Origin of the sequence: Pseudomonas sp. BS3767 (assembly GCF_900099665.1) — a bacterium.
Lineage (GTDB): Bacteria > Pseudomonadota > Gammaproteobacteria > Pseudomonadales > Pseudomonadaceae > Aquipseudomonas > Aquipseudomonas cerasi.
Genome location: NZ_FNCX01000002.1, coordinates 42,590 through 56,256 on the forward strand (window position 1 = coordinate 42,590; position 13,667 = coordinate 56,256).

General features: G+C 50.7%; 16 protein-coding genes. 11 read left to right on the forward strand and 5 right to left on the reverse strand.

Annotation, left to right across the window (positions count from 1 at the left end; all coding sequences use genetic code 11):
* Window positions 1–5: 5 nt before the first annotated feature.
* From BLR16_RS04665 to BLR16_RS04720, 11 genes are all read left to right on the forward strand, one after another.
* Entirely contained in the window at window positions 6–1,853 is a 1,848-nt protein-coding gene (locus tag BLR16_RS04665) for an integrase (RefSeq protein ID WP_129446482.1), read from the forward strand.
* The gene (locus tag BLR16_RS04670; protein ID WP_074804629.1) at window positions 1,850–3,778 is read left to right on the forward strand and encodes a site-specific integrase; all 1,929 of its coding nucleotides are present in this window, start codon (window positions 1,850–1,852) and stop codon (window positions 3,776–3,778) included. The genes BLR16_RS04665 and BLR16_RS04670 overlap by 4 nt, the downstream gene beginning before the upstream one ends.
* Complete coding sequence (locus BLR16_RS27875; protein WP_129402456.1) at window positions 3,775–3,993, forward strand: hypothetical protein; 219 nt, start codon at window positions 3,775–3,777, stop codon at window positions 3,991–3,993. Before BLR16_RS04670 ends, BLR16_RS27875 begins: the two co-directional genes overlap by 4 nt.
* Entirely contained in the window at window positions 3,990–4,382 is a 393-nt protein-coding gene (locus BLR16_RS04675) for a hypothetical protein (RefSeq protein ID WP_074804632.1), read from the forward strand. The genes BLR16_RS27875 and BLR16_RS04675 overlap by 4 nt, the downstream gene beginning before the upstream one ends.
* Window positions 4,383–5,992: 1,610 nt before the next feature.
* On the forward strand, window positions 5,993–6,976 hold the full coding sequence (locus BLR16_RS04685; RefSeq protein ID WP_074804638.1) for a tyrosine-type recombinase/integrase: 984 nt from the start codon (window positions 5,993–5,995) through the stop codon (window positions 6,974–6,976).
* Between the two features lie 32 nt (window positions 6,977–7,008).
* Window positions 7,009–7,608 carry an HAD family hydrolase gene (locus BLR16_RS04690; protein WP_161437934.1) on the forward strand — a complete coding sequence of 200 codons (600 nt, stop codon included), beginning with the start codon at window positions 7,009–7,011 and terminating at the stop codon, window positions 7,606–7,608.
* A 129-nt stretch (window positions 7,609–7,737) separates the two neighbouring features.
* Window positions 7,738–8,055 carry a hypothetical protein gene (locus tag BLR16_RS04695; protein ID WP_232917463.1) on the forward strand — a complete coding sequence of 106 codons (318 nt, stop codon included), beginning with the start codon at window positions 7,738–7,740 and terminating at the stop codon, window positions 8,053–8,055.
* 15 nt (window positions 8,056–8,070) lie between these two features.
* Entirely contained in the window at window positions 8,071–8,673 is a 603-nt protein-coding gene (locus BLR16_RS04700; protein ID WP_074804640.1) for a hypothetical protein, read from the forward strand.
* Between the two features lie 223 nt (window positions 8,674–8,896).
* Window positions 8,897–9,088, forward strand: a complete 192-nt coding sequence (locus BLR16_RS04705) for a hypothetical protein (protein ID WP_074804643.1) — start codon at window positions 8,897–8,899, stop codon at window positions 9,086–9,088.
* Window positions 9,089–9,391: 303 nt separating this feature from the next.
* Entirely contained in the window at window positions 9,392–10,318 is a 927-nt protein-coding gene (locus tag BLR16_RS04710; protein ID WP_232917464.1) for a DUF6685 family protein, read from the forward strand.
* Between the two features lie 316 nt (window positions 10,319–10,634).
* Window positions 10,635–11,402: a hypothetical protein gene (locus BLR16_RS04720; protein WP_232917465.1), complete on the forward strand. Its 768-nt coding sequence runs from the start codon at window positions 10,635–10,637 to the stop codon at window positions 11,400–11,402.
* A gap of 140 nt (window positions 11,403–11,542) precedes the next feature.
* On the opposite strand, the gene BLR16_RS28770 is transcribed toward BLR16_RS04720, so the two are convergent.
* The 5 genes from BLR16_RS28770 to BLR16_RS04745 form a co-directional block, all read right to left on the reverse strand.
* Entirely contained in the window at window positions 11,543–11,761 is a 219-nt protein-coding gene (locus BLR16_RS28770) for a hypothetical protein (RefSeq protein WP_074804646.1), read from the reverse strand.
* Window positions 11,762–11,815: 54 nt separating this feature from the next.
* Window positions 11,816–12,250: a hypothetical protein gene (locus BLR16_RS04730; RefSeq protein WP_074804649.1), complete on the reverse strand. Its 435-nt coding sequence runs from the start codon at window positions 12,248–12,250 to the stop codon at window positions 11,816–11,818.
* Between the two features lie 57 nt (window positions 12,251–12,307).
* On the reverse strand, window positions 12,308–12,676 hold the full coding sequence (locus BLR16_RS04735; protein WP_074804652.1) for a histone-like nucleoid-structuring protein, MvaT/MvaU family: 369 nt from the start codon (window positions 12,674–12,676) through the stop codon (window positions 12,308–12,310).
* A 219-nt stretch (window positions 12,677–12,895) separates the two neighbouring features.
* The gene (locus tag BLR16_RS04740; protein WP_232917466.1) at window positions 12,896–13,150 is read right to left on the reverse strand and encodes a hypothetical protein; all 255 of its coding nucleotides are present in this window, start codon (window positions 13,148–13,150) and stop codon (window positions 12,896–12,898) included.
* Entirely contained in the window at window positions 13,140–13,646 is a 507-nt protein-coding gene (locus tag BLR16_RS04745) for a 3'-5' exoribonuclease (RefSeq protein ID WP_074804656.1), read from the reverse strand. The genes BLR16_RS04740 and BLR16_RS04745 overlap by 11 nt, the downstream gene beginning before the upstream one ends.
* Between the last annotated feature and the right edge of the window lie 21 nt (window positions 13,647–13,667).

A 13,667-nucleotide genomic window follows, 5' to 3' on the forward strand; every position in this document is an offset into this window, starting at 1 on the left:
CTGTCGTGGACATCAATAAGCTCTCGCTGTCAGAAATCGATGACAAAATTGATGAGCTAGGGATACATAAAGTTGCATTTGCGACTAAAGACGAAGCTGTCTTTCATGTAGGGTCACATTGCTTTCGCAACCGCTATCGGATAGCAAACACGGCATTCTATCAGTGCCAGAAATTCGACCTGGACGCTAATAAATGTAAGGCGCTTGATGGATGGGCCCGAAACGCCGTTACGGCGGTAAAAACGGGTGCAATCAGCCAATCTACTTTCCTCTCGAATGCACGAGAACTCAATCAATTTCTCTGTTGGAGTTACAACAATGGATACCCAGATTTATTTGACAGCGTTGAAACTTATTACGAAGCCTATTCAGAATATTCAAATCATATCTACGAAATACACATGGGCGGAAAATACACATACCATACCGCCACACTAAAACAAAGCGCTCCCTTTACCGTACTTTATTGGTTTTTTCCAGAAACAACCATTAACTTCAAACAAGCCCTACCGAAGGTGCCTGTTAGTCTAAACTACAATCCAACACCTGTACCACCAGAGGATCAAGTCGCTCGTGGGCTGAAGCTTTGCACTGAAATCTTCAAAGAGTTTACGGATGCTCTGCTGAATGGAAATAAGTACCCGTTTAAAGTTAATTTAATGGACGATAATCTTTGGGCATTCCCTATTCAATGGTTATGCCATACGAAGGGAACACGGCCACCTACGTTCATCAGAGAGCTTTGGCATTACAACACAGGCACTCTAATACCGCAAACCAATGATTTTCGCATTAAGCGGTACAACCGAGCCTTGGAAACTATCGCGAATGAAAATAAAGATCCGAATGTGCTCACTGTTCACAGACAGCGTCTGGGAAAGCTGGCGCATGATAGTTTTCTATTGATGTTCGCAGCAAACACCGGCATGAACGAACAGCAGATCAGAGATCTGGAATGGTTAACAGGGGAGTACGAAGTAACTCCGAGCGTGCAAGGTTTCAGAACGGTTAAATGGCGAGCGGGCAGGAAGGTGCAGAGTTTCACTATAACGGCCCGCTTTGTGAGAGAGTTTGAGATTTTCTTGAAACTTAGAGCCTTCCTCACAATGAATAGGGCAATTAAATCTCTATTCATTCAAATTCCATGTTCATTAAAAAAACAGTGGCGACCATTACAACCTAGCGCCCTGAGAAAGCTGGGAGACTTTATACGTCAAACCTTGGACGAAAATTTTCCCTATTTAAGCTACCGGCAACTTCGACTATACAAATACAACTTTCTACTAAAAGAATTTGGAGTTGCGGCTGCCAACCAAATCATGCAGAGCAGTGTCGGCACAATCTCAAAGGCATATTCAACTGCTGCTGATGATGTGGCCACGAAAGAAATTAGTGCTTTTTACAATCTTCTTTCAGAGGCACACAAGAAAAATCGGCAAAGAAGAAAACAAAACAGTATTCCCTCCGGGCATTGCATTGAACCTGGAAGGGCAGTTCTGTTGGTGGAGATCGAGCACCCTGTGGCCGAACCATCGTGCAATAACTTTATCACATGCCTGTTTTGCGAGCACTTTGTTGCCCACGCCACGAATAATGACATCCGAAAACTGCTCAGTCTGCAATATTTTCTTGAGCAAATAAAATATCAGTCCATTTCAGCTGAAGAATTCGAGAAACTGAATGGAGCGACTGTGCGAAAAATCAACTACATCATTGGAAAACTGAGAGACACCTCCAAAGAGATTAGCGACTCAATAGGCAAGGTTGAAAAAGAGGTTTTTACCAACGAAATCCTAACGGACTACTGGGCAGCACTTCTTGATAACCTGGTACGAATTGGAGCGGTCAAATGAAATCGACAAACGCCCGTAAACACGCCAACAGTGGCAACGATGCTTACTTAAACATGGATGCGTCCGAGATCAATGACAACACAGTCATCAGTCGCGACAAGGATGGACGCATCATTTCTATCGTTGCCCATAATAAATGGGCTACACCACAGCTAAGCAATCATCACATCAAGACGTCTGCGATATGCTTCTCCAAGTTCAGCACAAAAAACAAGATAGAAATTGAAAGCTTAGCTCAAGTGAAGAAAATTATCTGCGTGCAGATTCATCGTCCTTCCAAAAGAACAGGGTCTTACCCTAGCCACGACGGAGTTATGTCCAATCACGGAGCTCTTCGTAAAGTTCATGAATTCGCCTCCGAGAAAAAATTAACTATCGCTGAGATCTTTGTGAACCCAGTTGAGTTTGGGGAATATATTCGAGAAGTGGAATCGTTAATTGGTCTCAGAATCCTGCAAACTATGCTCAACAAGGTTGTTGAGGATTCAATCTACCCGGTCTCCCCTCTTGCCCTAAAACTGATAGATCAGCTCATTCGAGAATCAAATGACGAGTCAGAGCAGCATCCAGTTATCCCAGGCCGCATTCTATTTGATAAAATTTCGAACTATAAGGAACTCCTAGCGGAATACAACTCTATTGCAGACGAGATTGATGAGCTGAACCATCGGGTAGCAGCCAATCCATACTACGGCAGGATGAAGCAAATATCAAAAAACCCTGCGCGCCCTAACGTTCCTTTTAGCCAAGCCATAGCCGAATGCGGCCTAAGTGAAATCAGTGATAAATACAATTTCAATCAACTAGCAAACGTCGGAAATTATCTCAACCGTTGTTATTATGCGGCCAAAATGCTTATACACACATTCACAGCAATGCGTGAACGAGAAGCGTACCTGTTGAAAGAGAACTGCATCGAAAAAATCTCAAATGACACTTACATAGTACATGGACTAACAATAAAACTAACGAAAGCACCTCGCCCAGCGAAATGGGTAACCTCTGCGGACATTCTCTACCCTTACGAAGCAGCCATGAGAATCACGCAACTCATAAAGCAACACATACCAAAACACGTCAACACCCAAGATCTTCTTTTCCTTTCGGTCACTTACTTGCCAACCTCTAACTACTACAACAAGAAGTGCAAATCAACAAAACTTACCCAAGCCATCCTCTCTCCTTCTAAATGGGAAGAAACCTTTTCGGCCACGATTATCAATACCGAGGACTTTAATGAGCTAGTAATGCTAGATCCTCTCAGGGACTGGCAATCTCAGCCTGAATTCCAACCGGGTGAAAATTGGCGATTAACAACTCACCAGTTTAGACGTTCAATGGCAGTATATGCTGCACAAAGTGGTTTGGTGTCGCTCCCTTCCTTGAAGCGGATGCTGCAGCACACCTTGCTTCAAATGTCACTGTACTACACCAAAGGGTTTACCACAGCCAAATACCTCTTCGAGGATCTCAATCCTGAAATCGTCAAATACTTTCAAGAACAAGCAGTCCCAGCAGAGGCCAGCCTGTTCTTGAAAGATGTCATCATGGAAGAAGCAACGCTTCATGGCGCTGCGGGAACCTTCTATGAGCGCAACGTTAAAGATTCATTCCTGGGCAACATCGCCACCAATTTTGCCGAAACCCTGAAAAAAGTAAAACAGGGGTTACTTTCCTATAAAGAAACCATTATGGGTGGCTGCCTCAAGGTAGGCGAATGCTTCGAGCGCGCGCACCACAATTATGTCGCTTGCCTCAACTGCAGCAACGCCTGCATTAAAGAAAAGAAGCTTGACCAAGCGGTCTTAATACAAGTTAAAGTTATCGAAAGCATCCCAAAAGGTACGTTCGCGTACAACACCGAGCAGACCAAGCTCAGCATGCTGCAACGCTTCAAAGACAAAATCTCACAGGTGATCGCATGAACTCAAATGTTATACAACAACAATACGAAGCTGCTCTTCAACGACTGATCAACAATCAGCCTGCTTCATCAGGAGTTAAAATCAGTCGTGATAGCGTGACTAAAGCAGCACTGCAAAAGAGCTCGCCTAACGGTAAACATCCCCGCCCCAAAGTACGCGCCCCAAAAAATGAAACACAGCGTGTTGAGATTGTTAAGGATGATGCGAACTCATGACTTCCGATGTCATTCTTCAATATGAAACAGCACTTCAACGACTGGTTGATAACAAGCCAAACATCTTGCCGCTGGGCAGCAAGATCACAATCAACAACGTGGCCTTGGAAGCTGGACGCGGGAAAGGCTCTATCAGAAAAGATCGGGAGTGCTTTGATGAGCTTCGCGAGAAGACCAAGGCTGCCGCAGACAAACAAAAAAAAGAAAATAGCGCGAAACCCAACAAAGCGTCTGAAAAGCTGTTCAAAGACCTCTATCACCAGAGCTTAGCCAGGGAATTGATGCTGATTTCTCAGATTGATGAGCTGGAGAAAGATCTTTCTGTATTGAGCAACGTGACGAATATCGCTACGCAGAAGGAAAAAAACAGAAACGCGGCTGAGAAATGAGCACTCTGCGCAAGATCTTGAAGTTGTTGTGACCAGATGAGCGGAGTGACTGGGAGAATCGGCAAGAGCGCTTATTCATCGACGCTGCCAACGAATTGGAAAACTACTATTTGACTCACCAAGGTAGGCTTTCGATGGATCCTGAAGAAGCCAGGAAGGCCCTGCTCCGCTTCGCTCAGCAGTATAAAAGGCCCCCACAGGTAGGTCATCGCTGTGGGGTTGTACAGGCTGGACTACTCATGCAGCGGTATGCACGTAGGCGCTTGGATAGTGTATCGGCGGCTCGATATGAGTTCCTCGAGTCTGCTAATGGCCTTTGCGCCGTGGTAGCTGCAGAGCGACTTACATCGACTGTCACCTGTCACCTGTCACCTGTCACCTGTCAGGATGAGCTGGAAGGTATCCACTCTCCGTTGGGCAATGCCGTAAAGATCATTACTCGCGATGACCTGGCTCGCATACCAACCTAGTGTCGGCAATCCAGCATATGACGACGAATCTTAAGGAGCTTTGTGATGGGCGGTAAAAGGAAGCCTTTCATTACCACCAAGGCAGTAAGTGAGGCGGTTGTAAGATCGGGGGAGACTCGCGGATGGACACGTCCATTGATCCTGGAAGTATGGGAGCTATCGTCGCTCCACCTCTCAGAATCGGTCATTAGGGGTGTTTTTTCCCCGATCCTCGCTAAAACCACTGTGTCAGCGCTATTCGACAGGAACGTGTATACCGTTACAGGGCGAGAAGCGCTTCAATTCGAGTGCACAGCAGGCTTAAATAGCGATCCTGGCTACATTCTTAGCGAGATGCTGCGCGAGCTGATCACGAAACAATGGCCCATGGACAGGCTACTTCCAGTGGGCAGCGAGTGGAATGATTTCACCGAGGCTCTTTTCGAGACACTGTTCAATTCAAGGTGTGCATCGCGCCGCTTAAGGGGATGGAAACTTGAGCTAGATCTTGGTATTTGAATTGAAAACTCTGTAATATCCGGGTAGCCTCACAAAGGCCACGAGGACGGGATTACCTGGGCTCCTGCGGTCAGCTTGCAAAGCTAGCGTACCAGGCCAGAATACCCTGCTCAATCAATATGCCATAAATGCTTGTCGTGAAGCTGACAACGACGTAGTAGGCATTTATAGTTCGGCATTTTGATTGAGTAGGTTCTGAAGTACACGTCATGTACTATTTACCCTCATCTGTTTCTAAGTGCACGCTTGTGCAGTTCCAGGTGGGCCATTCCACGTCTCCACTCGTTGAACAAGTTCTCCCAATCCCGGTAGTACGCACCTTCTACCATTCAAGTAGATCCCCGGCTCGCCCACATCCACACCTATGCCCTCGAGTAGTGATCTCGTAAAGGCTGATAGTGACCTTTCGGCGTATACACATGGGAGTGCTCTTTTCCAGTCAAGAACGCTAGAGTGCCTACGTATCCTTCTCACTGGACAGCTCAAAGATCGACGTGATAGCTTTCGCCGACCGATGTATCTGGATCGGGCGGTCGGCTCGCGAAGGCTTTAGTGCCACAGGTTTCGAAACCCTTCTTCATGCACGCATTTCGACAATAGTCAGCGGGCAGCCGACGCCTCGACGTTATTGGAGAACTGCCAATGCGCGTTCCAGTACATCCAAAAGACCTCATCCGCAACAGTAGCCTCAAGAAGCTCGCCAAGAATCTGCAGAAGCAGTGGTGTGGCCCAAGCCCACTCACCCACACATCAGCCCTGGAGCTTCTTGCCCAGGGACTTGGTTACAAGGACTACAAGGATCTGGCAGTTTCCACGAGCGAGCAGATGCCAGCAGGTACCTTCCCACAGTCTGCGGTGAGGCAGGCAGTGATGCTCGCAATCAAAGCGGCGATGACACCCAGCGAGTGGTTTGCCTCAGACCAGGCGGCACTGGCGCAGATGATCAACTCGCTGCACCTTAACGCCCTCTCTGCATTCAAGGTGCCGAAACAGGTTCATCTACCGCCACGTCATGGTGAACAGTCCACTGGGTCGAACATGTCCGCTTTGAGAACTCAGATGGCGAATTCTGCATGGAAGCTCTCCTCCCAGTTATCAGAGGAAGAACTTGAGTCTCTCAGTCGGGCCGTTGAGACCACGGAGAGCCTGCGAGATCAGGCACTGATGAGCTGCATGATCGCCGGCCTTCGAAAATGGGAATACTTAAGCGCGAGGCCCAGCGACTTTTTTGAAGATGGTGAACGCACCCTCTTTGTTTCTCGGGGCCTCAAAAAAGCGCGAGTCACATTGCCTCGCAAATGCTGGACACCCATCAGCCGCTTCATCACCACCGCGAATCTGGCGGAAAACGCCCTTTTGTTCCAATCCAAAAGGAGCCCAGAAATTCCTATGTCTCCTGCGGCACTTCACAAACTGTGCAAGGCTTGGGCACACAAGGCTGGCATTGATCCTGCCAAAGTCAGTCCACTCACGATTCGCATGTCCTTAAAGTTGAACGCGGCTATGCAGACGGCCACTGTGAGTAGTCCGCTCCCAATCGTGGCAAAACAAATGGGCCACTGGCCAACGGAGTCGATGACGAAGTATTACCTGAGTAGCGGCTTGGACTCCAAACTCAGCGATTGAGACGAGACGAGACGTTCAGGGTGGGAGTGACGGTGACCAAGACGGCAATTTCTGACGCGTTCGGGACGGTTGTGCGGATAGGTCGAAGAACGACCCGATACCGCCAATTGCTGCGGGAAGGCATCAAGCAAGGCCGGCGCTCTCACCCTGGTGATGCACACGTCATCATGATGCTGAACTTGGAGCTGAATGAGCTCGCCGAGCACGTCGGCATCCTGCTTTCAGAATTTCGGAGAAACGAGATGGAGTGCGCTCTGCAGGCCGAGCTCAACTCCATCGAGGCATATCCCGATGCAATTAAGGCGGTCGCTATGCTCCGGGAGCGTGGTGTTGCTCTCGGTATCAGCAGCAACCTTGCCAAGCCCTATGGCGCGGCGGTGGAGCAGCTTTTCCCGAGCATGAATACCCACGCATTCAGCTTCGAGAACGGTGCTGCCAAACCCGATCCTCGTATTTACCAGGCCCTACTGGAGAGGCTTGATCCCAGGTCAGGAAGGACTGCTAGAACAGATGCACCTGAAGTTTGGATTGTAGGTGACTTAGCGCGGTGTGATCGGGATGGTGCCCGAGCACGTGCGCTAGTAACGCCGACCGTCTTGAACCAGGCCCGTCGATGCTCGCCGTTGTCCTAACCCTGCCGGACTTTCATCCTTACGCCAGCGCGCTCAGCTTGCTGGTTGCTATGAGCCTTCAAGCTGGACTGCAGACAAAATCTTCCGCAACAGCTCAAGGTTTTCCAAAACCAACCGTTTGTCATAGGTATGTATCCCTTCGAGCGAATCGCTTTGATCCCACCAGCCGATGACTACGCACAGCGTTTGAGCGCCGCCATTTCGTTCCCCAAGACGATCCTAGGCAACCGTCAGCACGCTGCCTGGCAACGTCTGATCAGCGTCATCAAGTCTTCAGAAACCCTTTCTGCATTTGATAAAGCAGCAGCCTATGTAGAGGGCTACGCACATGCGCTGGTCGACAGCGACCAGATCGACATTTCCATCGAACGAGATGTACTGATCATCGGAACTGTCAACGCCTGGCGATGCGCCCGTGTTGGCTCCAGCACCTCCACCTATTTGTAGCCACCAGTGAGTACCATGACTTCTATTTTTCAACGCTATGCCGACGACGAAACATCAGACCCGCGCATCTCAATGCCGCAGCGGTTTCTTTCCACGACCGTCAGCTATTACCCAATCGATGTGTTGGCGCGCCACCTGGAAAAATACTTGGTGGATCCGTCCTCCACTCATGATCGTTACCCATGGGCGGCTCGATTTGTTATGGGTATGCCCGTACCAACCTGGTCTCGCGGGCTGGAGTGGAACGTAGGCCAGCAGGCTCGTTTCATTACTGCTGTTTGGTCAGGGGCTGATCTTGGGAGCTACCTTACGAACGACTGGTGCGAGCCGGCTGACACAGGCAGGGCATTGGCGGACAACAGCGAGATTCTGGTCGATGGCCAGCAACGGCTTCATAGCCTTGAAATGTATTTCCTTGATCGTCTTGCTGTGCCAGATGCACAGGGTCAGCCGAGGGTTTGGTCTGAACTTGATAATGGCGAGCGGAAGCGTTTTTTGTCGACGATCTTTAGCCACGCGAGGGTGTGTTCTGACGATGAGGTAGCATTGCGCAAAACGTATGACCTTTGCGCGCTGGGCCTAGCACCTCGGTCATTTGATCAACGAGCTGTTCGATAATCTTTGCATTTACAGTAATCGGGCGTACCCCTCCGGGGGCGGCTGTCGTAAACCGAGTCCCGTCATGACGGGTCTCGGCCCTCCGGGCTTCCATCCTTACGCTCTCCGCCCATCATGGTCTGCGCGCTCCGCTTGCGGAGCGATCCTACTCACCTCCTTGCTTGGACATTGGCTGCTGCTCCCACATACTGCTGAGCATCCGATCAAAGATGAGGCCAGGCAAATGGGTTGGCTATTTTGGAAAGACAAGCGCCCCGCGTGGGTTCAGGAAGAGGAGCGGGAATTCATCAAGGCTGCGAACCGCTTAAAGACGCTTCAGGTCACCCCTCGTGGTGGCATGAGGATTGACCCTGAAGAAATTCGAGACCAGATTGTTTCCGCACGAGAGCTGTATAAAGGCTTGGTTAAAAAATAGCTTTCGCTAGGGATCAACCACCTTTCAGTGAAGGTAAAGGCCGGTGAGTCAGGTACAAAACGTCCATGACCCAAAGCCATACCACAGCAGGAGCAGCTAGGCTGCTTTCGAAAACAGGTCAGCCTTCCCCCTGCTTACACAGCGATTGATCCTGTCGCCCAGACAAACCTTCCGAACTTTAGGCCGTAGCAACCTTGTCCAGAATTTGCAGCTATGTTTCGGTTAGCCTTCCATATCGCAGTGCTGCATCCTGTGCTTAGACATCTCGTGCATCGCGCCGGGGTAGACATCTAGGAAGCGCCAATGCTTAAGAAAGCAATCAAATTTCTACGCGACTCTCTACTGGAGGACTTCGGCCAGCCGGCGACCCTGATAAACTTGCTTCGTGCAGACGTCGGCCTGAACAGACACTTGATTGAGCATGAAAAAGGTATCAGCGCAAGCGAAGTGGTGCGTTGGAACGACTTTGGCGACTTGGGGTACGAGACCAGTCGGATGTACCGGCGGAGGCTCAATGGATGGACACGCTCTCCTGGCTCCTATCAAAACTACGGCTCGACCAGCCTAGTCCGAGAGGATCTTCTCAGCCTGGGCACAGTTAGGGAGATCCAGCACTGGAACTGTGACATTCAGCAGGTCGACGGCTTTTCCGCATCGAAGTCAGAGCTGCGCAAGTTCAAAAGCATGGACGCCATGGTTGAGCGCAACTCCCAGCCGATGATCACACCTGTTACCCAAGAAAAGCTTGAAGAGAATCTCCGATGGGACGAGATCCGGATCATCTCTAGAGAAGATCACGATTACTTCTCCACATGGGAATGGGACGGACGAGTGTTCTTGATCAACAGCGGAGGCTCCCACCACTTCGCTGCGGCTAAGTACATTGCGAAACGGATCGGGGTCAACGTCCCACTCACAGGTCGGTATAAGATTTACGGAATTAATCAGGTCGCTTTGGCGAGCCTAAGACGCGATTTCGACATGTTTGTATTGTCATGGCACTGCAAACAGCAAATGGACTTTCACAGAGCCATGCAGAGATTTGAGGCAACCTACTACTGGAAGGATCTCCCACGTCCATACACTGACCAGGCGGCGATTTTCCTGCCTAAAGCGGAGAAGCGCGCTGGGAAAGTATCTGAGGTAATGCGTAAGGCTGGATTTCAGGATTTAGGCCTTTACCTCCAGAAGCTGGCTAATAGTACGGCTCATCATGTCTCGGTCGTCTAGCTGCCCTATGTGCATCTGAACGCCGCATTTCAGCCTGCCATTGATTCAGAAATTTGTCCCAGTCATAGGCATACGGGCCATCGAACAGACGCGTCGAGCTGGTGCTCGCTTGCAGAAAGCGCTCACGCCATGGCTGGGGAATACCTGCCTTGCGCACAATGCTGATACCGGAACTGTGGCGCTCAATCAGAACTGCTTTGCGGGCAACATTTAATCGTCGCCTGGATGACTCTAGTTGCCGAGCGCTTGATCATGTCGGATAGCGGGAAGCCGTTGGAATGGTTTAGCTCTCTCCCGGCTGCCATGGATGGTTGGGATGCAAGCCTTTGACACGCCGCAGGCTTGTCTTGATGACCTCCTGTTTGATCCTTCATGTGCAAGCGACTCGCTATCGCAGAATCAGTCTGAACAGTTATGCTGCGGTAGAAACCAGCCAGGGATCGGAGCTGCTGTGGCCATGAACGATTATCCAAAGCGTGTCTGGGACAACATCATTCCGCTTTCTGTAGGCGATACCTTGCCAAAAGCCTTTGAGGAATGGTCTTTCACTGAGGTCATCCGTGATCATGAGCATCCCACTGAGACGTGCGAGCTATGTGATCAAGAGTCTCTCCGATATCAGTTCGAGATCCGGAATGCCCTGACGGCACGTGTTCTGTGGGTCGGCTCACAATGCATACTTAGATTCGGTGTATCGGTATTCGAAGCTGGTCGGCGCCTCTCTGCATCCGACACCAAGAAAAAGCTGGAGCGACTCACCGAAAAAATGCGAGGGGAGTCATGCGTGAAGGCCCTGCAGCGCTTAGCGATATCGGAACAAAATCCAATTCTCTCGAAGGCACTGGCCTACTATCAGCTCAATAAAAACCTCTCGCCGAAATTTGCGTTCGTGGCCTTCTGGAGGCTCAAGGCTAATCAAATCGATCACAGCCCTTCTTTCTTCAAGGTCAATCTGAAGCGCCTCAAATACCAGCAAGATCTTCAGGCGATGGAGCTACAGCGCGTGCAAATGATCTGGCCTGCGCTGTCATCCTCTCAAAGAAGCATGGCAATCCGGATGGGGCATAAAGCACCTGCCGTGTAATGAGCTGTGCACGGTGAGCCACTCACTGCATGCGCATAGAGCTCAACGCGAATATCGATGCCATGCAATCGGTGTTAGCTTTGACTTCATTATGGTCGGAAAGGGGTACGGTGCTGCACGCCCAAGGGTGACTCGACGAGTCATGGTAGGCGGCGACCTATCCCGCCAGAGCCCTGGAGCATTTCCTCAACGAACTCAATCGAGCTCTCCAGCTCGCCCTGGATCTCGTCGAATACCGGCTCAAGTGCTGGATGGGTACCTGAAGCTCTCAGCTCGGAGATGAGCTCCAGAAATTCTCGCCCTTGGGCCATTGGCATCTGGATGTTGCAGTAAACAGTGTCCCTCGTGTCTCGACCCATGGATTCTCCGTATTGGTTTGCGATGTAGGGCTTCAAGATGGTCAGAGAGCTAGGTCAGCACGTGACTGATGGCTCACGCTTTTTGAGCTGTTCCAGCACTAGCCCTAAAAACAGGCGCTCTTCAGCATAGAAGAATGCAGTTGCGTCATGGCTCGCAAGGTGCTTGGTGTCCTCCTCCCACTCGCCATACCAGGCGTCTGGTTGGTCGACATAAATAGCAGGTCGGTCAGCGAATTGGTCACCGGTGATGTCGACGATCAGCCCATCGACTTCAAGCCAGGCATGTGAGGCTCCGTCCTTCATCCCGCAAACGTAGAAGAATTCGCCGATCCCCACGGTGTTCAAATAGTCGCCCATTAGCTCAGAAATGATTCCGCAGCATCCGCGTGGAAAACCTTGGATGTGCATTGGAACATTACCCGTCTGTATGGCTATCTCGACTGCCGACCTGAAGCTCGTTGCCAACTCAAGCATCGCTGAACGAAGCATTTCCTGTCCCTCATAAAGAAGGGCCCCGCAGGGCCCTCCATTTGTACTCAAACGATTTTACTGAGCCAACCAGCTCTCGACTGTCTCGGAACCGTGTTCGGCTTTCCATTCCTTCAGCACTTTATGATTGCCACCCTTAGTCTCGACGACTTCGCCCGAGTGAGGGTTCTTGTAAACTTTAACTGCGCGAGCCTTCCGGGTGCCCTTGGTCTCAGCGGCTGCAGGAGCGCGGCGGTTATTGGACTGAGGATCCAGGATGGCGACGATATTGCGCAAGCTGTAACCATACTCAGCTAGCAGGTCACGAAGTTTCGTTTCGAATTCAATCTCACGCTTTAGACCATCATCGTTTTTCAGTGTTTCAAGCTCGGCCAACTGGGCAGCAAGCTGTTGTTCAAGCGCGCGGAATTGAGCAAGACGGGACATAGAGCACCTCAGATATTCAGTGGTGGCAGTATAGTCAGCGCCGTCAACTGTAGACAATCGAAGGTGGGGCTGAGGCTAAACGCTGGATGCTCACCTTGCTGACCAGTGAGCATCCAGGTGCCGCGTTTCAACCTGCCATTGAGCCAGGGCTTTTTCCCAATCGTGAGCGTTCGGGCCTACGGTCAAGCGCGTCGACCCAATGCTCGCTGCAGAAAACGCTCACGCCATGGCTGTGGAATGCTGGCCTCGCGCAATGCTGATCTCGGAGCTATGGCGCTCAATCTGAACTGCCTTGCAGACAGCATCCAGATCGAGGCTTGGATGACTATGGTTGAGGTCGACGCGCTCCTGGCCTTCGATGTCGTCTAGAACATCCACAATCGCGGCAGCCTTCGGATCACCCGGTATCAGGTGCGACAGTGTCCAGACCGCTTTGCGCCTGACAGACTCGCGCGAACGAAGATCATCGACCATGTCCAATGCCTCGATTTGAACCCGTTGCCAGCCGACGATAAAGGTCGGCCAGGAGACGAGCATCTAACAGTGCGTGGTGTGGAAGCTCAGGCAGCACCACGTCGCCGATATCATCCGCTCCGAAATGCCTGAACAGCAGGATCAGGTTGGTTGCGCGATTGGCGACGTGAGCTGGCCAACGGTTGTTGACGTAGGCCAGATCGCAGAAAAAATCCCAATCCCATTCAGGAGCATCGGAGCAAACCTCGACCAGGCCTTCGAAACCACCCAGAAACGCGATAAGTGATGCTTGAGCTTCGACTAGGGTTTGCCCATGTACAGGCAGGTTGAGCTGAGGCAGGACGTGTTGGATCACGAAATCGCTGCAGTCCTGGGTCACGTACGTGTCTGTGAGCTCGACGTAGTATTCATGGCCGGCTTCAGACACGAGTGCCAGAGAAATCAGCTTAGTGTCTCGGTTGAGCCGAGTGAACTCACTGTCTAGAAATAGCTTCATCCTCTCCTCCGTAGTACCTTC

Coding starts and splice junctions, on each gene's coding strand:
- BLR16_RS04670 (WP_074804629.1), top strand. CDS start 1,850: ATGAAATCGACAAACGCCCGTAAACACGCCAACAGTGGCAACGATGCT.
- BLR16_RS27875 (WP_129402456.1), top strand. CDS start 3,775: ATGAACTCAAATGTTATACAACAACAATACGAAGCTGCTCTTCAACGA.
- BLR16_RS04675 (WP_074804632.1), top strand. CDS start 3,990: ATGACTTCCGATGTCATTCTTCAATATGAAACAGCACTTCAACGACTG.
- BLR16_RS04685 (WP_074804638.1), top strand. CDS start 5,993: ATGCGCGTTCCAGTACATCCAAAAGACCTCATCCGCAACAGTAGCCTC.
- BLR16_RS04695 (WP_232917463.1), top strand. CDS start 7,738: ATGTATCCCTTCGAGCGAATCGCTTTGATCCCACCAGCCGATGACTAC.
- BLR16_RS04700 (WP_074804640.1), top strand. CDS start 8,071: ATGACTTCTATTTTTCAACGCTATGCCGACGACGAAACATCAGACCCG.
- BLR16_RS04705 (WP_074804643.1), top strand. CDS start 8,897: ATGGGTTGGCTATTTTGGAAAGACAAGCGCCCCGCGTGGGTTCAGGAA.
- BLR16_RS04710 (WP_232917464.1), top strand. CDS start 9,392: ATGCTTAAGAAAGCAATCAAATTTCTACGCGACTCTCTACTGGAGGAC.
- BLR16_RS04720 (WP_232917465.1), top strand. CDS start 10,635: ATGCAAGCCTTTGACACGCCGCAGGCTTGTCTTGATGACCTCCTGTTT.
- BLR16_RS28770 (WP_074804646.1), bottom strand. CDS start 11,761: ATGGGTCGAGACACGAGGGACACTGTTTACTGCAACATCCAGATGCCA.
- BLR16_RS04730 (WP_074804649.1), bottom strand. CDS start 12,250: ATGCTTCGTTCAGCGATGCTTGAGTTGGCAACGAGCTTCAGGTCGGCA.
- BLR16_RS04735 (WP_074804652.1), bottom strand. CDS start 12,676: ATGTCCCGTCTTGCTCAATTCCGCGCGCTTGAACAACAGCTTGCTGCC.
- BLR16_RS04740 (WP_232917466.1), bottom strand. CDS start 13,150: ATGGTCGATGATCTTCGTTCGCGCGAGTCTGTCAGGCGCAAAGCGGTC.
- BLR16_RS04745 (WP_074804656.1), bottom strand. CDS start 13,646: ATGAAGCTATTTCTAGACAGTGAGTTCACTCGGCTCAACCGAGACACT.